Origin of the sequence: Nocardioides agri, assembly GCF_013778305.1 — a bacterium.
Classification (GTDB): Bacteria; Actinomycetota; Actinomycetes; order Propionibacteriales; family Nocardioidaceae; genus Nocardioides; species Nocardioides agri.
The window spans coordinates 3,346,308-3,363,115 of record NZ_JACEIC010000002.1 but is presented as its reverse complement, the minus strand read 5'-3'; the positions used below and the strand labels follow the sequence as shown (position 1 = coordinate 3,363,115).

At 69.0% G+C, this 16,808-nt stretch carries 17 protein-coding genes; 8 read left to right on the top strand and 9 right to left on the bottom strand.

What is annotated here, in order from left to right; translation table 11 throughout:
* Window positions 1-332 precede the first annotated feature (332 nt).
* From HZF07_RS23530 to HZF07_RS20855, 5 genes are all read left to right on the top strand, one after another.
* On the top strand, window positions 333-1,778 hold the full coding sequence (locus HZF07_RS23530) for an autotransporter outer membrane beta-barrel domain-containing protein (protein WP_198346447.1): 1,446 nt from the start codon (window positions 333-335) through the stop codon (window positions 1,776-1,778).
* Window positions 1,775-4,276: a zinc metalloprotease gene (locus HZF07_RS20870; RefSeq protein ID WP_157344261.1), complete on the top strand. Its 2,502-nt coding sequence runs from the start codon at window positions 1,775-1,777 to the stop codon at window positions 4,274-4,276. The genes HZF07_RS23530 and HZF07_RS20870 overlap by 4 nt, the downstream gene beginning before the upstream one ends.
* A gap of 269 nt (window positions 4,277-4,545) precedes the next feature.
* The gene (locus HZF07_RS20865; protein WP_181645452.1) at window positions 4,546-5,868 is read left to right on the top strand and encodes a glycosyltransferase family 2 protein; all 1,323 of its coding nucleotides are present in this window, start codon (window positions 4,546-4,548) and stop codon (window positions 5,866-5,868) included.
* Window positions 5,865-6,437, top strand: coding sequence for a hypothetical protein (locus HZF07_RS20860; protein ID WP_157344260.1), 573 nt, complete (start codon window positions 5,865-5,867; stop codon window positions 6,435-6,437). The genes HZF07_RS20865 and HZF07_RS20860 overlap by 4 nt, the downstream gene beginning before the upstream one ends.
* An 88-nt stretch (window positions 6,438-6,525) precedes the next feature.
* Window positions 6,526-7,464 (top strand): hypothetical protein, encoded by a 939-nt coding sequence (locus HZF07_RS20855; protein WP_157344259.1) that lies wholly within the window; start codon window positions 6,526-6,528, stop codon window positions 7,462-7,464.
* 190 nt (window positions 7,465-7,654) lie between these two features.
* On the opposite strand, the gene HZF07_RS20850 is transcribed toward HZF07_RS20855, so the two are convergent.
* Window positions 7,655-8,614 (bottom strand): serine/threonine-protein kinase, encoded by a 960-nt coding sequence (locus tag HZF07_RS20850; RefSeq protein ID WP_198346446.1) that lies wholly within the window; start codon window positions 8,612-8,614, stop codon window positions 7,655-7,657.
* Between the two features lie 162 nt (window positions 8,615-8,776).
* On the opposite strand from HZF07_RS20850, the gene HZF07_RS24720 reads away from it, so the two are divergent.
* On the top strand, window positions 8,777-9,196 hold the full coding sequence (locus tag HZF07_RS24720; RefSeq protein WP_350339694.1) for a CbrC family protein: 420 nt from the start codon (window positions 8,777-8,779) through the stop codon (window positions 9,194-9,196).
* Between the two features lie 35 nt (window positions 9,197-9,231).
* Entirely contained in the window at window positions 9,232-9,672 is a 441-nt protein-coding gene (locus tag HZF07_RS20840; RefSeq protein WP_157344257.1) for a hypothetical protein, read from the top strand.
* A 109-nt stretch (window positions 9,673-9,781) separates the two neighbouring features.
* Here HZF07_RS20840 and HZF07_RS20835 read toward each other — a convergent pair whose 3' ends face one another.
* From HZF07_RS20835 to HZF07_RS20795, 8 genes are all read right to left on the bottom strand, one after another.
* Window positions 9,782-10,363 (bottom strand): twin-arginine translocation signal domain-containing protein, encoded by a 582-nt coding sequence (locus HZF07_RS20835; protein ID WP_181645451.1) that lies wholly within the window; start codon window positions 10,361-10,363, stop codon window positions 9,782-9,784.
* The gene (locus HZF07_RS20830; protein ID WP_309504914.1) at window positions 10,356-11,546 is read right to left on the bottom strand and encodes a GlcNAc-transferase family protein; all 1,191 of its coding nucleotides are present in this window, start codon (window positions 11,544-11,546) and stop codon (window positions 10,356-10,358) included. The genes HZF07_RS20835 and HZF07_RS20830 overlap by 8 nt, the downstream gene beginning before the upstream one ends.
* 241 nt (window positions 11,547-11,787) lie before the next feature.
* Window positions 11,788-12,543 carry a class I SAM-dependent methyltransferase gene (locus tag HZF07_RS20820; protein WP_181645450.1) on the bottom strand — a complete coding sequence of 252 codons (756 nt, stop codon included), beginning with the start codon at window positions 12,541-12,543 and terminating at the stop codon, window positions 11,788-11,790.
* A gap of 240 nt (window positions 12,544-12,783) precedes the next feature.
* Window positions 12,784-13,623: a hypothetical protein gene (locus HZF07_RS20815; protein WP_157344253.1), complete on the bottom strand. Its 840-nt coding sequence runs from the start codon at window positions 13,621-13,623 to the stop codon at window positions 12,784-12,786.
* Entirely contained in the window at window positions 13,620-14,093 is a 474-nt protein-coding gene (locus tag HZF07_RS20810) for a sigma-70 family RNA polymerase sigma factor (RefSeq protein WP_309504874.1), read from the bottom strand. The genes HZF07_RS20815 and HZF07_RS20810 overlap by 4 nt, the downstream gene beginning before the upstream one ends.
* 186 nt (window positions 14,094-14,279) lie before the next feature.
* Window positions 14,280-15,260 carry an NAD(P)-dependent alcohol dehydrogenase gene (locus tag HZF07_RS20805; RefSeq protein WP_157344251.1) on the bottom strand — a complete coding sequence of 327 codons (981 nt, stop codon included), beginning with the start codon at window positions 15,258-15,260 and terminating at the stop codon, window positions 14,280-14,282.
* Between the two features lie 202 nt (window positions 15,261-15,462).
* A complete protein-coding gene (locus HZF07_RS20800; RefSeq protein ID WP_157344250.1) occupies window positions 15,463-15,639 on the bottom strand; it encodes a hypothetical protein in 177 nt (58 codons plus the stop codon).
* A 182-nt stretch (window positions 15,640-15,821) separates the two neighbouring features.
* Window positions 15,822-16,511 carry an aspartate/glutamate racemase family protein gene (locus tag HZF07_RS20795; RefSeq protein ID WP_181645449.1) on the bottom strand — a complete coding sequence of 230 codons (690 nt, stop codon included), beginning with the start codon at window positions 16,509-16,511 and terminating at the stop codon, window positions 15,822-15,824.
* A gap of 60 nt (window positions 16,512-16,571) precedes the next feature.
* Here HZF07_RS20795 and HZF07_RS20790 point away from each other — a divergent pair, with 60 nt between their 5' ends.
* Window positions 16,572-16,778, top strand: a complete 207-nt coding sequence (locus HZF07_RS20790; protein ID WP_157344249.1) for a hypothetical protein — start codon at window positions 16,572-16,574, stop codon at window positions 16,776-16,778.
* Window positions 16,779-16,808: the final 30 nt, after the last annotated feature.

The window sequence follows — 16,808 nt, the reverse complement described above, 5'->3', positions numbered from 1 at the left end:
TGAGGAGCGCTGCCCCTAGCGTCGGCAACGTGAAGCGCATGTGGCCGACCGGGCAACGCACGGTGCTGCTGCTCGCCGGTCTTGTCTGCGCCGGCGCGTCGATCATCCTGTGGGCGAAGGCGCGATGACCGTCCTGAACGCCTGCTGATCGCGATCACGCGCCCTGCGTCGCAGCGTTCCGTGCGGCGGGATCGTCGGCCTGTCAGCGACCTGCTCCCGAGAACTTCGTGTGCATAGCCGGCGGCGGCCCGGGTAAGGAATCCGGCAGGGGGACCTCGTTCGCGCGACGGCCACGACAGCCGGAGCGCGAGTTGCAGAGGGAGAAATCGATCATGAGCACCGAAGAGTCCGCACCGCTGACCCCCGAGGAGCTGGCCGGAGAAGGCGCCACCGCACTGCCGGACAAGGAAGTCATCTCCATCCTCGACCTGGCGGCCGATATCGACCTGGCCATCGACGGAGCGGCGCCGATCGACCTCGCCATCGCCCTGAACGCCAACGTCGTGGCGCCGATCGATGCGGCCGTGAGCGCGAACCTGCTCAGCGACGGCTCGGTCTCACAGGCGATGGCCGACCAGGGCGTGCAGCTCAACCAGTCGATCTCCGCCGACGCCCTCGCGACCGGCATCCAGGACAGCACGATCGACCAGAGCGACACCGTCGTGGGTGGCACGGAGCCGACCGCCGAGGGCGCCGGCGGCGACCAGGCCATGCTCAGCGCAGCCACCGAGACCGGGGATCCGCTGGCTGCCGACGCCCTGACCGATGCGGCCGCACCCAGCGGCCCGGTCGACGGCAGTGTGGTGGTCGACTCGGCCGGCAACATCCTCGGCACCTTGGACACCGCGACCGGCAACGTCATCGCCCCGGACGGGTCGATCGTCGGCACCCTCAACGAGACGACCGGCGTGGTGGTCGACTCGGCCGGCCACCTCGTCGGCTCCGTCACCGATCTCGTCGACGGCGCCACGGTGATCGGCTCCGGCGGAGCCGTCCTGGGCGTGCTGGACGCTGCCACCGGCAACATCCTGGACGCCTCAGGCAACGTGGTGGGCATCCTCGATCCCCTGACCGGCGACGTCCTCAACACCGTCGGAGCGGTCGTGGGCACCGTGACCGACTTCCTCGACGGCACCACCGTCCTGGACTCGGACGGCAACGTCATCGGCGTCCTCGACGGTGCCACCGGCAACGTCGTGAACTCGCTCGGCACCGTGGTCGGATCGCTCGACCCGATCACCGGACAGGTGCTCGACGCCGCGGGCAACCTGCTCGGCACAGTGGGTGACGTCGTCGATGACGTCACCGACACCATCGCCGGGCTCAACACCGGCGACCTGCTCAAGGGCGATCTCCTCAACGTCGACGTGAACGTCGACCTCGACGCGGACCTCGCAGCGCCGATCAACGGCGCCGTCGCGGCGAACGCGAACGTCGCAGCCCCCATCGACGCCGCCGTCGCCGCGAACATCCTGTCCGGAGACTCCGAGGCGACCGCGCTCGCCCAGCAGACCGCGATCATCGACCAGTCGATCACCGGCTCCGCCGAGGCGTTGTCCGACCAGTCGTCGAGCATCGACCAGGCCTCGATCGAGCCCGTCGACACCGACACCGCCTCGGCCGACGACTCTGCCTCCGACGACGGGGCCCTTGCCGATCCGTCACCTGACCCGGCCGCATCTGACGACACAGCGCCGGGTGAGGTCGCCGACGTCGCGGCGGTTCCCGAGCAGACACACGAGAGCGCGGTCGCCCCGGGCGACACCTCCACGCCGTGACCACGCTGGTCGACGCGCCTGCTCGCGTTGACGGCGTCGAGCTGATCGGCGAGATGGTGGGGTCCGGCTACCGGACCCCACCTGCCCTCGTACGACGCCCGGACGGCCAGGTGCTCCAGCTGACTCCGCTGCTGTACCTCGTGCTCGCGGCCGTGGACGGTCGCCGCAGCTGCAGTGAGATCGCCGACCGGGTCGGTGCGGTGCTCGGCCGCACGATGACCGAGGAGCAGGTGCACACGCTGATCAACGGCCACCTGCGGCCGTTGGGCCTGCTCACGCGCGCGGACGGGTCCGTCCCCGAGTTCAGGCGGTCGGACCCGCTGCTCCGCCTCAAGCCGCGGGTCGCGGTCACCAGCCCGCACGCCACCCGTCTCCTGACAGACCCGTTCCGGATCCTCTTCTGGCCGGTCGTCGTCGCCGTCGTGGTGGTCGCGTTCGCGGCCGTGGTGGGTTGGGTGTTCTTCGAGCGCGGCCTCGCCGCCTCGGCGTACGACGCGTTCGAGCGGCCGCACCTCCTCCTGCTCGTCTTCGTCGTGACCGTCATCTCGGGCGGGTTTCACGAGTTCGGGCACGCCGCCGCCGCCCGCTACAGCGGAGCACAGCCAGGCGCGATGGGGATGGGGCTCTACCTGGTCTGGCCCGCCTTCTACACCGACGTGACCGACAGCTACCGCCTCGGTCGAGCCGGCCGGATCCGCACCGACCTGGGCGGCCTGTACTTCAACGCCCTCGTCACGGTGCTCACGTTCGCCTGGTGGTGGTTCACCGGTTGGGAGGCGCTGCTGCTCCTCGTGGCGACCCAGGTGCTGCAGATGGTGCAGCAACTGCTTCCGCTGCTGCGCTTCGACGGCTACCACGTGCTCGCCGACCTTGCCGGCGTCCCCGACCTCTACCACCGGATCCGCCCGACGCTGGCCGGGTTGCTCCCACACCGGTGGCGCGCCGCGGAGAACCGGGTGCTCACACCGCGCGCCCGAGCCCTGATCACGGTGTGGGTCCTGGTGACCATCCCGATGATGGCGCTGATGCTGCTCGGGCTGATCGGTGCGATACCCCGGCTGCTGGGGAGCGCCCATGCGGTGGTGCGCGAGGATCTCGTCGCCGGACGAAGCGCCTGGAACGACGGGAACGCGATCGACGTCGCCGGCCACGCGTTGCAGGTGCTCGGCGTGCTGCTCCCGGCCTTGGCCGGCGTGCTCGTGCTCAGCCGGGTCGGCGTCCGAACCTTCAGTGGTCTCGCGAGGTGGGGCCGGGACTCGTTCGGGAGGCGGCTGACGGCGTTGACGGTCAGCGCGCTCGTGGTCACCGGGCTGTCCTGGGCGTGGTGGCCCCACCCGGGGACGTACCGTCCCATCGCGCCCGACGAACGCGGGCTGGTGACGTCGTTGCTCCCGGGCACCGCAGATCCTGCTTCCTCGGCACTCGCTCGCCCGGCACCGGCTTCTCCCTACCCGGTCGCCGGAGCCGCGGCGGAGCAGCGGCTCGCCGCCACCGACCGGCCGATGGTGGCGGTGTTCGAGGACGGCAAGCCCTTGCCGACCAAGGACCGCCCGAGCCTCGCTCTCGTCCTGGTGCCCGCCGGCGGATCGGTCGCGGGCGCGAGCGCGGGCGCGGGTGCGGGTGCGAGTGCGATCCCGAGGCCCGCATCCCCATCACCGCCGAGCACGGCCCCGGTGCCCGCGACCGCACAGGGGTCGGCCGACCCGTGGGTCTTCCCGTTCGACCAACCCCTGCCGGCCGATGAGGGCGACAACCAGGCGCTGGCGGTCAACACCGACGACGGGTCGGTCGTGTACGACGTGGCCTTCGCCCTGGTCTGGGCGGACGGCGACGAGGTGCTCAACGTCAACGAGGCGCACGCCTACGCGTCGTGCACCGACTGCGTGGCCGTCGCCGTGGCCTTCCAGGTCGTGCTCGTGATGGACGACGCCCGGGTGATCGTGCCGCAGAACCTCGCGGTCGCAGCCAACTACGACTGCTATCGCTGCATCACCGCCGCGCTCGCGAGCCAGCTGGTGCTGTCGATCGACGGGGAGCCGGGAGAGGAGCAGCTCCAGGCCCTCGGCGCAGTCTGGAACAAGCTGCTGGACCTCGCGGCCAACATCACGTCGTACTCCCTGACGCAGGTCGCTGCCCAGCTGGAGAGCTTCACGGGCCAGATCATCGCGATCCTCCACCCCGACGGCCCTGCCGGAGGAACCTCGACCAGTCCCACGCCGACGGGATCCAGCCACCCGACCGACGGGGCCCTCTCGCCTACCCCGTTGCCGAGCAGTGGCCCCTCCCCTGGGGAGTCCACGTCGCCCACGGGTCCCATGACGCCTCCGGCCACGACGACCCTGCCGACCACGCCGTCAGCAGACTCCTCGTCAGGTGCACCAACGCCCACTCCCGAGTCGACGCCGACTCCCGGGTCGACGCCCACTCCCTCGACCGTGGCAACGGAGACGACCGAGTCACCCTCCCCCGACACGTCGACGCCGACGCCGTCCCCGTGACTGCTCGCCCGTGGCACCTGGTCTCCCGGGAAGAGGCGCCGCCGCTGGCTCTGAGCGGCTCTCGGCGGTGGGGATCCGCGCATCAGACCGGACGTCTCCGGGCGTCAGCGCCGTACGATCAGTGACGAGTGTTCGTCGCACCGCTCCGGGCCTCCGGTGCCGGCTCGGTCTCACGTCGACGCTCGATGCAACGATCGCGACGGGTCGCTGCGAGGTAGGACGAACTAGCCTCCGGCGAGAGCCTGGATGTGAGTTCCGAGGAGGTTGGCGTGCCGACGACGTGGAGCGAGTGGTTCGTCCAGCTGCTTGTCTTCACCATTGTCGCCTACCCGATCGTCGGCGGGCTGGCGTTCATCGTGTCGAGCTTCTACTACCACGTGTTCTCGGAGGCGCGAGACCTTCCGCGCTACCTGGAGCACGGCGAGCCGTTCGTGACGATCTTCGTGCCCGCCCACAACGAAGAGGCCTCTATCGAGAGCACGATCCGGTACCTCGAGACGATGCTGAACTACCCCTCCGACCGATACGAGATCATCGTCATCGACGACGCCTCCACCGACCGCACGGGGGCGATCCTCGACGGCCTGCAGCAGGAGTATCCGAGCCTGCGAGTCATCACGATCGTGAAGAACCGCGGCAAGGCGCACGGTTTCAACGTCGCGCTCGCGTATGCCCGGGGTGACTTCATCCTGTCCAACGACGCGGACACCAAGCCGAATCCGGACGCGCTGTGGCAGTACATGAGCTACTTCGAGCGGGAGGGCGGCCAGAACGTCGGAGCGGTGACCGGCAACATGCTCGCAGCGAACCGCACGACGCTGACCGCCCAGGCCCAGCAGAACGAGCTGAACTCGATCATCGGGCTGATCAAGCGCTCCCAGATGTCCTACGGCGCCCTGTTCGCGTTCTCCGGCGCGAACACCATGTACCGGAGGCAGGCCGTCCTCGATGTCGGCGGCTGGCACGCCGAGCAGCCGACCGAGGACATCGCGATCGCGTGGGACATGCAGACGGCCGGGTGGCGGGCGCTGTTCGCACCGCACATCCGGTTCTTCCTCGACGTCCCCGAGCAGCTCCGGGCGCTGGTTCGGCAACGGAGACGATGGTCGTCGGGCGGCATCTACGTGTTGGCGACCAAAGGGCCGAAGCTGGTACGGCACCCGATCCGGAACTTCCGGATGATGCCGGTCATCGCCGACTACTCCGTCTCGATCGTGTGGAGCTTCCTCTACTGGATCAGCATGGCGCTGTTCGTCCTGTCGCAGCTCTACTTCGCCGGGACGCAGAACTGGGAGCGCTTCTTCCACAACTGGTACATGGTCGGCATCTTCGTCGCCATCCAGATGGGCGTCGGTCTGGTCCAGCTCACCGCGGCGTCGTACTACAACGACGGCGGGAAGACGCTGAAGTACATCGTGTTCGCGCCCTGGTACATGCTCGTCTACTGGATGGTGAACACCTTCACGGTCGTCGCCGAGCTCATCCCCACGCTGCGCAAGGTCTGGTCGCGTCGTGACGGCGGCGCGTGGGTGTCCCCGGAGCGCTCCGACAGCCTGCGGGAAGCCCGTCAACGACATGGAGGGGCGGCATGAGCGACACGCCCGTCAGCGGCGGCTCCGACGAGCAGCCGCAGCACCACGAAGCCGCACGAGTGCCGACAGCGCCCGACTACGTGGTGCATCACGTCGATGAGAAGGCCGTCACTGTCGACTGGTTCTTCGGTGATCGTCGGGTCGGGACGAAGCTCACGCAGTTGGCCCTGGTCCTGATCGGTTGGTTCTTCGTCATCCTTCCGGTGGTCATCACCACGTCGGCGCTCGTGCACCGCAACGACGACGACGGCGGATGGTGGGGTTACCACGAGGGTTTCGTCATGTGGGAGGTGACGATGCTGTTCCTGGGGATCCTGCTCGTCCTGTTCGTCGTCGGATTCCTGGCGCTGCACCTCCTCGACGCCAGCGGTCGCCGAACCCGAGAGCAGACGACGACCTATGACGAGGAGCGGCTTGCGCTGCGGCTGGAGGTCGCCGGCAGCTGGTATGCCGACAAGTTCGGACCCGCGGACCTCCGCAAGCAACAGACCCGGGTCCACATCGAACCCTACGGCGACATCGAGACCTACGAGCTGCGCGGCCGCTATCGCAGCTTCGGGGCGGAGTGATGTCACCACCTGCCGGCGCCCGGGAGGCGCTTCGGACGTCGGCCCGAACGGGTGCGAGCAGCGAAGGTCGCGTGGGGGGAGCCGGCTGATGTCGTTGTCGCCCGAAGACGAGAAGCTCCTCGCCAACATGAAGCAGCGCGAGCTCCACCTCAAGCGCCGGGAACGAGCCGCCGACGCCATCCACTACCGAGTCCGGCGGTACCGGACGATCATGTCGATCCTGGCGGCCCTGGCGTTCTCGGCAGCCGTCACAGGACTGGTCGTCCTCGTCGCCTGGATCGACCCCGCCCCGACCCGGTGGGGACGGGCACTCCCGGTCATCGCGGCAGGGGCGTTCGGCGGGGCGCTGCTGGGAGAGCACGTGTGGGAAACGTCCCGAGGCCGGTGGCTCCTCGCACGCGAGGAGAGCCGCCTCCGCGAGAAGTACAGCGGCGACCTGCACGCCGGCCGCAGGTGGCTGCAGTTCTACTACCGCGGAGAGGACATCTCCGCCTATGTCCCGCAGATCCTGTACTTCATCGAGTCGGAGGGCCGCTTCGACTCGGTGGCGGCGGCCCTCGCCTTCGCACAGGAGAGAAGGCACGAGAGCGCAGTGTTCGCCGCGCGAGCGCGCGAGCGGTTCAACGACGTCGCCGCCCAGACGAACACGGTCATCCTCTCGAGCACGGACGAGATGGGACACCCCTCGAGCCGCACGATGCGCTTCGTCAGGACCGACCGACCAGGGGTGTGGCTCGTGACAACGGCGCCCGAAGGCCCGAAGGTCCACGAGCTCGACGGAGGCAAGGTCGCGCTGGTCACCCTGCCCACGGAGTCCGGCGCAGCCATCAGTACCAACCGACTGAGGATCCGGCGCTCGACGCTCTCATTCACCGACGTGGTCGAGCTCTACCGAGCTCAAGTGCCGGGCTACGTCGACGGCATGAGCGAGGCCGAGCAAGAGCGTGAGCTCGTCTACGAGCTGACGCTGCAGTCCGCGAAGGTCGACACCTGGCTGGAGCACGACGTCGTGGACTTCGAGACCTGACGGGTTGGAGCGGCCAGATCGATCGCCGCAGGTTCAGGGTCACGCCGGCCCGGCGCTCGTTGCGCGCGTCTGCCACGCGGACGTTCTGCAGGCCGTGAGCATCGTGTGCAGGGGTGGGCCGGCCCGGGCCTGTCTGCCGAGGCGTGCTGGTGTTGACGGGATCTGGCGAGCCTGGCCCGAAGGTGGCGAACTAGTCCTCGAGGAGCGCAGCTTGGTCGACGGCGATGGTTGCCGTCGGCTCGGGCATCGGCCTCTCCGCAGGTGCCGAGTCCTCCTCCAGCGCCGACTCCCCGTAGACCGCTTGCGCCAGGCCGAGGGCCAGCCCCATGATCTCGTGATCGGCGAGTCCGAGACGGACCGCAACGGCCCGAGCGTTCGCCGGCCGGTCCGCTGGGTCCTTGGCGAGCAGATCCTCGATCACGCCGGTCAGAGCCTCCGGCGCGTCGTCGGGCAGCGGCGGCGGCGCCTCGTGGAGGTGGCTCATCGCGGTCGCGACTGGCGTCGGCTTGTCGAACGGCTTGGACCCGCAGAGCATCTCGTGGCCCACGACTCCCAGGGCGTACAGGTCGGAGGCACCGGTCGCTGGCCGGCCCAACGCCTGCTCCGGGCTGAGGTACGACGGCGTTCCGACCAGGTCCCCGGCGCGGGTGTGCCCCGAGGCATCCACGGCCCTGGCGATGCCGAAATCGGTGAGCTTCACGAGGCCGTCCTCGCGGACCAGGATGTTGGCCGGTTTGACGTCGCGATGCACCAGCTTGGCGGCATGCGCGACGCCGAGCGCCAACGCGCACTGGCCCATCACGGAGCGCACCTGGTCGGCGGGGAGTGAACCGCGTTCGCGGATCAGCTGCGACAGTGGCTTGCCGTCCACGAGCTCCATGACCAGGAACGCCAGACCATCGTCCTCGCCGTAGTCGAAGACAGTGGCGATATTGGTGTGGATCAGCCTGGCGGAGTGAAGCGCCTCGTCACGGAAGCGAAGGGCGAACAACTCCTCGTGGTCAGGGTTGGGGCGCATCACCTTGACCGCGACCATCCGCTGCAGGACGTCGTCCTTCGCCGCCCAGACGTCGCCCATGCCACCTGAAGCGATGCGTCCGTCGAGCCGGTAACGACGGCCGAGAACGAGTCCTGGCTGCAGCCGGTTCACGACGTGGGCCTCACAGTCTGTCCCTTCGCGATGACCGGGTGACTTCGCCTGAAGTGGTCAACGTCTGCAGTGGCTGGGGTGGGCCCGTGCACCTTGCACGCTCTGTGGTATGAGGCTAACCGTCTGTCGACGGAGCACAAATTCCCTGGGTGGCCTGTGCGGATGACCCCGAGGTCCCACCGCCTTCAGGCCGAGGAGCGACACCAGAACGGCGCACGCCGTACCCAGCGTGAGCCGACGCAGCCCTCGATGACGTCCCGTCGTCCGCCAGGACGTGTGCCGCCGACTGTCTCGTTGCCGGTGCATGTCCATCGAGTGGGCCGCTGGCCTCGCAGGGACCACGCTCTCGACCAAGTGATCCCACCTCGCGGACCTCCGGCTGGGATCGTGGTGCAGGCGAGCGACACGTCGAGGACCCATGAGGCGGCACTTCCCCACTTCACCTACCACCCGAACCCACTGGCCGACGGCGCGATCGTGGCTTCCCGAGAGCTCTGCGAGGTCTGCGAACAAACGCCGCGCCATGCCGGGAAGATCTCTGCCGGATCGCCCTGCACGCGACCGGGTTCGTGTCGATACTGAGTGCCACCGCTCGGTGGTGAGGACAGGGGTGCACGGTGACAGGTCAGAAGATTCCCGGAGTCAGAGACGCGAAAAGGCCCGGGATCACAGCGCGAACGTACGCCGTCTTCGTCGTCATCGCGGTCGTTCTGTTCGCTGCCGCGATGCTGGTCGTGTCCCAGATGACTTTCCGCGATGCCCGGACCGACGCGATCATCTTCGACCTGGCCTCCCCAGCCGACGAGCCGTGCGACTACGACGCCGCAGCCGGGACGATGACCATTCGAGCTCACCTCGACGCCACCACCGTCAACAAGACCGAGGTGACACTCCTCGCAGGTGTGCGCAACGCAGAAACCGAGCGCGTGGTGGCGAAGACCACGAAGACCATTGACGTGCAGGGGCACCTCGAGGACGACTACACCTTCGTCCTCAACGTCCCGCCGGCCGACCACGACGCCGGCGCCACCCGCTGCTACGTGGGAGCCGGCACCTGAAGGCAACGTCCTCGGAGGCTAGACCCCGCACCCGCTCCGCCTGGCCCCGATCGAACGCGCCCCGGCACCGTCCGCTGTTGCGCGTGCAGACGCGCGTCTTGCAGGTCGGTCAACGGATCACCGTGAATCGCTTGACGGAGGGTGTCGGATCGGGGACGCCGTGCAGCACTGCGCGGACGCGGAGCGTGTGCTTGCCGGCGGCGAGCTTCTTGGTCTTCACGACGTACGGCGACGTGCACGCCTTCCAGGGTCCGCGGTCGACGCGGCATTCGAACGTTGCGCCAGGAGTGGGCGAGCTGAAGGTATAGCGGCCCCGCCGCTTGGTGAGGCGCTTCTTCCCCCTGATCCGGCTGGTCTTCGGGACCGCCGGAGTCGGTGTCGGTGTAGGCGTCGGCGTCGGCGTCGGCGTCGGCGTCGGGGTCGGCGTCGGCGTCGGCGTCGGTGTAGGCGTCGGAGTCGGGGTCGGCGTCGGCGTCGGCGTCGGTGTAGGTGTCGGGGTCGGCGTCGGCGTCGGAGTCGGCGTCGGGTCGGGCGCGGCCGCAGGAACGTGCGACCGCGCATCCGAGGGGGCGAGGATCACCAGCGCGGGCGCGCTGAAGCCCGCGGCGCTGAGCAGCTTGAGGAACCTGCGACGCGATGGCTCCAGTGCGGCGAAGTCACCCAGGTCGGGGTGGTCCTTGCTGTCAGCCATGGTGGTCCTCCCACATGACGAGGCCGGCGCTGCAAGCCTCAGTGTAGAAGTCGAGCGTGGCGGGTGTCGGGTCGTCATCGAGCCGATGGGTCGCCCGGAGGTAGCCGGCAATCTCCCGCACCGTGTGCCGTCCGTCGGCAAGCTCGACGAGCAGGGCGCCCGAGCTGTTGAGCTCCCGCCTGCCTGAGGGCGGCCCAGGAACGCTGGCAACGTGACGATCGCCCGAACTCTCCCACGTGATCCCTGGAACGCGCTCCGGACGGATCACGTCGCACGGCCAGTCGGGATCAGCCGGAGGGTTGGGCGCGTCGAGGTTGCGGCGCGTGTACTCCTGCACCACGCGATGCCGGAAGCTGATGCCGGCGTACACCTCGTAGTCGGCCAGCGTGCGCGCCGTACCCAGCCCCAGTCCGTGGCCTTCAGTGACGATGCGTCGCATCTTCGCGCGGCTCGTCTCGTCGAGCTCGTACCAGGCGGGGCGCGCGGCTTCGCCGAGGTGGTCGTCCCAGTGCTTGGGTTGGCCGGTGCGCACGTACTGGTGCCACACGACGACCCGCGACGGTTCGAAGAGGTCGTAGCCGTGGGTGTACGCACGGACCGCGAGGATCCCCTCGTCGCCGGTGAAGTAGAGGTCTGGGTCGGACGGCACGTCGGCAATGAAGCTGCCGGGTGCGAACAGCAGGTGCGCGGAGGCGAAACGCGCCGGACGAAGGGAGGTGCGATCCCTCCAGTCGGGCACGGGGGACGGCATGAACATCGCGAGGCCGTCGGGGGTGAACTCCCGGAACGCCATGCTCATGGGCTCGTCGAGGCTCGTCTCGACTCCCGGCGAGTACGGCGGCCCGTACGTCGTCAGTACGGGCCGGTCGCTACCGGTGCGCGCGATGTCCGTCTCGAGGAGGACATCCCACCCCCTGCTGAACCGGTGGTGTGCATCCAGCTGCAGATACCACTCCTCGTCCTGCCAGCGGCTCTCCACCTGCGCCCGGGCCCAATTGGCCCCCTCGCTCGCGCCAGCGTCGACATCGATGACGCGGAACTGCTCGCCGCTCATCCACTCGGGCAGTGTCTCGTCGGGAGTGTGCTGCCAGCAGATGCCGAAGCGCAGTCGCTCCGGGTACTGCGCCTTGTCCAGACAGTCGAGGACGGTCGGGACGAGCTCAGGCTCGCGGTACGCCGCGATCGAGACGAAGATCGCCCCGAGCTGCTGCGGTGGTGCGGAGATGGCGAACCTCCTACTGCAACTCGGTAGACGGTGGCGGCCGGCCGGGTCCGCACCCCCGCGGCCTGCGAGGTCGCGCGGCCCCGCACGAGACGAAGCGCGACTTGCAGCCTACGCATCGGAGGCGGGCGGACGCGATCAATCCGCTTCCGAGCCTTTGGTAGCGGGCTGTTCGCGTCGGCGTCGGAAGGCGTGGCGGGGTCTACTCCTTGGTCGCCACCACCCGGTACCCCTCGACCTCTGGGTCGAACGTGCTCTGCTCGACACCCAGTCCGACGCTGTGCAACTCCGAGACAAGTTCGTCGTACCGGTACGGCCACGACGACAGCCGCTCGGAGTGGACCAGGACCGACCTGTCCTCTCCTACTTCCGCGACAGCAATCTCGATGTGGTGCTCGTGCTCCCACCGCGGCGCTATTTCCCAGCGATAGATCACGACGGCATCGCGGCCGTTCCGGTGAACCACTCGGTCACGGATGTCCAACCGGGAGCCGCCGGCGCGCACGAGCTCCCAGGTGCGGGAGGTCAGAACCACGTGTCCTCCGCGACGCAGCAGCCGTGACATCGACTGCAACGCAGCCATCCGGCCGCTCGCACCCTCCGCGTGGTGCAAGGAGTTGCCGACGCAGAACACCATGTCGAAGCTGGCGTCGTCGAAGTGGCCGGGCAACTCATCCCAGGCGGCTCGAACCGTCCGCAGCGAGACACCGAACTCCTGTGCAAGCTCTCCAGTCCGACGAACCATCGCTTCACTGGCGTCGGTCGCAACGACCTGCATGCCGAGACCGGCGAGCCCGACCGCCAGCTGCCCGGTACCGCACGCGCAATCGAGGACTGCTGCGGCTGTCGGCAGTGGTTCGATGACGTCATCGAAGGTCGCGACGAACTCGGCGGGTGTGAGCCTCGCATCCGAGATGAGCCACTCGTAGACCTCTGCCAATGCACCGTAGCCCGTCACCAGACCACCTCGATCAACTCGTCGACAACAGACGGACATCCAGTACAGCCACGGGGTCCCGTGCGGACCACTGCTTTTCGAGGGAGGCGTCCGCCCATGCCGAGATGCGGATGCACGCCGCGGGACGTCATACGGACGGTGCGTCCGCTCCCACCGTCCGTATGACCTCTCGTCGACCCCGTGCATCTGCCCGACGTTGCCGGCGACGCATCAGGATCTGCAGCCGTGCGGGTCCGCTGATCAGTCCCAGGCAACCGTGTCCAGCATCGTGTCGAACTCGGCGAACCGGTCTGCCCGATCCGGTGCATCGCCGTTGAGGGAGAGGTAGAACACGGTTGGCGGGAGGCCCTCCGCCCGCTGGTTGACGACCGCCATCCGGACGGCGCGACCCGCGATGAGGGGCGCACAACTCTCAGCCGGCGTTTCCGGGAACGGGCAGGAGACCGCCCCCGGTGCATCACGCAGCACCTCGAGGGAGATGGCCGTGGCGGGACGGCCACCCACGGTCAGGGTCGACTGGTCCGTGATCGTGGCGATGCCCGCAGGTTCCAGGGACTCGATGGCTGCCACGTACTCCGAGTATGACGGGTACTGAACGACCGAGCGCCCGCCGCCCGGATAGAAGTAGCGCAGCGTGAAGAGCCGGAGCTTGAGGTCGGCATCGCTCGGACAGGGCGACGCACCGCCGAGACCCGCACACGACGCCTCCTCGAAGAGGGCTGCGGTCCCCACCGGTTCGCCGTCCGCGTGCTGGGTCCACGAGGGCAGCACGAGCTCGGCGGGTGGCCGCAGGAACGTCGCCGCGTACGGGACACCGGACTCAGGGGTGTCGGGAGTGGTCGGTCCCACCCCATCGGTCCGTGATGCCTCCTGCGAGAACACGACGGCTGCCACCACGACGAGCGCGGCTACTGCAGCGGCGCCAGCGGCGTACCACATGTGTCGCCGGCGGTTCGCTCGGTCGGCACGGTCGAGCCTGACGTTCAGCTCCTCGGTTGCCAACTGCTGGTCGGTGCGCATGGCGATCTCCTCTGCTTCGTTCCGCAACGCCTCGGCGAGGCTGAGCTCGAACTCGGTCATGCCCAGGCCTCCATCCGCTTGCGAAGGGAATCGATGGCTCGTGAGGCGTGGCGCTTCACCGAGCCCGGGCTGACGCCGAGCCAGGCCGCGATCTCGAGCTCGGAGAGGTCGAGGAAGTAGCGCAGGACCATCACCTCGCGTTGTCGGCGAGGCAGCTGGCGGACCGCCGCGGCCAGGTCCCGATGGCGGCTCAGGTCCACTCCCCGCGCCTCGGCGGAGGGTACGACGTCCGCCTCGGGCAGCTCGACCGCACGGACGGTCCTCCGGTGCCGCAGGTGGGACCGGGATCCGTTGACCACGCTCCGGTTCAGGTACTCCACCGCAGCCTGCGGATCGCGAAGCCGGGACCAGTTGCGATAGAGCGATTCGAAGCTGTCCTGCACGACCTCTTCGGCCGTCTCGCGACTGTCGACCATCAGCCCGGCCAGACCGACCAGGCGCCTGTAGTGGACGTGGAAGAGCTCGCTCACGGCGGCGCGGGGTGTCGCGGGCGAGTCGAATGCCTCCCAACCCTCCCGATCCACCATGACGGACCCCCTACGCTCGGTCATCACTGGACAGGACGCACGAGCATCCGTCAGGTTGACACGGATCCAGCACGATGACGCCGGCCGCCGGCCCTGCGGAGTGGTTCTCCTTTCCGGGATCAGTCCGGTTCAGGCGTCGTCGACGGTGATCACCACCTTGCCCACCGCCGCGCCGGCGTCGAGCCGTGCGATGGCGCGGGCGGCTTCCTCGAACGGATAGGGGCCGTCGACGACCGAGGTGAGCTGCTTGGCATCGGCGAACTCACCGAGCGTCGCCAGGTCGCTGCCGTTCTCGCGAGCGACGTACATCGCGAGCCGGTGACGGACCAGCGGTGAGAGAGCGGCTGCTCCCAGTTGACGCTCCATGCCGCCGAGCCAGCGGCCGCCACCTTCGCCGCCGACGAACACGACGGTGCCGCGCTCGGTCAGCAGGCGCCGCAGGGCGGCGACCGCGCGATTTCCGGCGATGTCGAGCACCAGGTCCCAGCGGCGCCCGTCCGCACCCGGCTCGGTCTGGGTGTAGTCGATGACGTCGTCGGCGCCGAGCCTGCGGACCAGGTCGGCCTTCGCGCCGCTGCAGACCGCGTCGACCCGGCCGGCGCCGAGCGCACGGGCCAACTGGACGGCGTAGGTCCCCACACCTCCGGACGCGCCGATCACCAGAACCGATTGGCCGGCCTCGAGTCGGCCGACGTCACGCAGTCCCTGAAGCGCGGTGACCGCCGACACGGGCATGGCAGCGGCACTGGCGAAGTCGAGGCTCGCAGGCTTGGCCGCGATCTTGTCCTCGCGCGCCGCGACGAGGTCGGCCAGGGAACCCGAGGTGGTGCCGTAGACCTCGTCGCCGGTCGCGAACCCGACGACGTCCTCGCCGACGGTCTCGACCACGCCGGCGAATGCGCGGCCGGGGACGTGCTGACGGGGGGCACGCAGGCCGGTGACGGGCCGCATCACCAGCGGCAGGCCGGTCATCAGGTGACGGGTGCCGAGGTCGATGCTCGCGGCTCGCACGCGGACGAGCACCTCGCCGCTGCCAGGGACGGGATGGGGCGCCTCGCGGACGGTGAGAGTCTCGGGGCCGCCGTACTGACTCTGCCAGAGCACCTTCATGGTGGTCTCCTGCCTTGCCGGTCACGTCATGCCAGGCACGCTACCCCCGCCGAGCTCCCCAGCTCAGACCCGAACGGTCACGGTCGAAGTTGGCACCCAGGCGCCCTGCACGAGGGGGGGACGGGTGGTTCGGGTCGCGGAGGACGCGGGTCCCGGGAGACGTGCGGGCGCATCGAGTGCGGTCGACAGCTCATACATCTGCTCAGGAGGCCGACGTCGGCAGGGCCGACGGGGGGCGCATTCTGGCGATCGTCGCCAGCTGCTGCGGGGTGGCCACGGGATTGCGGCTGAAGTCGCCGGCGTAGTAGCCGTTGTGGGGGTGCCGGGTCCCGGTGTAGGTGCCGGTCTCCTCTTCGATGATGTACGACATGGGGCTCATCTCCTGGTCCTGGTGACCGCCTGTGGTGGCTGCCGGTGATGAGTTCCACGCTGTCGCGGATGACTCTCCGTCGGACCGGGAGAATCGCCGGGTGGGTGGCCAGGATTACCGGGTCGACTGCCAGGTCGAACGGCGAGGCGGCTGTTGACCTGCCGGGCCGGGCGCGTCGTCCCGGATCTCGGTCAGCGGAGCGCTGCCTCGACAGCGGCGGCCGCGTGCAGCGCGGTCGTCGGCATGACCGGGACGGTGCAGTCGTCCTGGGTGATGAGGAGCTCGATCTCGGTGCACCCGAGGACGACCCCCTCGGCGCCGCGCGCGACGAGGTCTTCGATGACCGCGCGTACCTGGCCGCGTGAGGTGTCGGTGACGATGCCGCGGCACAGCTCGTCGTAGATGACTCGATGCACCAGATCTCGACCCGGCTCGTCAGGTACCAGGACCTCGATGCCGTGCGTGGCCATGCGATCGCGGTAGAACGGCTGCTCCATCGTGAACCTGGTCGCGACGACGCCGACGCGGGTCGCACCTGCCTGACGCGCTGCGTCGGCGGTGACGTCGACGATGTGCAGCAACGGGATGTCGACGGCGTCCTGGATGTGCGATGCGACCTTGTGCATCGTGTTCGTGCACAGCAGCACCATGTCGGCTCCAGCCGACTGGAGCTCGCGGGCCCGGTCGGCCAGAAGCTCGCCGGCCTCGTCCCATCGTCCCTCAGCCTGGAGCTGCGCGATCGGGCCGAAGTCGACCGAGATCAGGATCAGGTCGGCGGAGTGCAGGTCGCCGAGCCGTGCGGCGACCCCCTCGTTGAGCAGTCGGTAGTACAGAGCCGTGCTCTCCCAGCTCATCCCGCCCAGCAAGCCGATGCGCTTCACTGACCCTCCCGCTGGTTCTCTCGGATCCGGGGCTGCACGGCAGCAGCGTAGGCGTCGTCGGTGGTCGACGCGGTCGTCGCGCTGGGTGCAGCTTCATCGCCGCCCGAGCCGGCGGGCGCGGGCGAACGAGCCACGGCGCGCAAGGCGCCGCCGACGCTCGTGGTCCGCATCGCGCCGGCGCTGGGCGATTTCGAGCCGGGCGACCTCGGCGTACATCGGGAAGGTGAGCATGGCGTTCTCCTGGGTTCGCAGGTTGCGGAGGAGTAGCCATCGTCCGGGCGGCGCGGACGAGGTCGC

Excerpts from the sequence above, each read along its gene's own strand:
- HZF07_RS20835 (WP_181645451.1), bottom strand. The coding sequence starts at position 10,363 with ATGGCTGACAGCAAGGACCACCCCGACCTGGGTGACTTCGCCGCACTG.
- HZF07_RS20855 (WP_157344259.1), top strand. The coding sequence starts at position 6,526 with ATGTCGTTGTCGCCCGAAGACGAGAAGCTCCTCGCCAACATGAAGCAG.
- HZF07_RS20800 (WP_157344250.1), bottom strand. The coding sequence starts at position 15,639 with ATGAGCCCCATGTCGTACATCATCGAAGAGGAGACCGGCACCTACACC.
- HZF07_RS20815 (WP_157344253.1), bottom strand. The coding sequence starts at position 13,623 with ATGACCGAGTTCGAGCTCAGCCTCGCCGAGGCGTTGCGGAACGAAGCA.
- HZF07_RS23530 (WP_198346447.1), top strand. The coding sequence starts at position 333 with ATGAGCACCGAAGAGTCCGCACCGCTGACCCCCGAGGAGCTGGCCGGA.
- HZF07_RS20805 (WP_157344251.1), bottom strand. The coding sequence starts at position 15,260 with ATGAAGGTGCTCTGGCAGAGTCAGTACGGCGGCCCCGAGACTCTCACC.
- HZF07_RS20860 (WP_157344260.1), top strand. The coding sequence starts at position 5,865 with ATGAGCGACACGCCCGTCAGCGGCGGCTCCGACGAGCAGCCGCAGCAC.
- HZF07_RS24720 (WP_350339694.1), top strand. The coding sequence starts at position 8,777 with ATGACCCCGAGGTCCCACCGCCTTCAGGCCGAGGAGCGACACCAGAAC.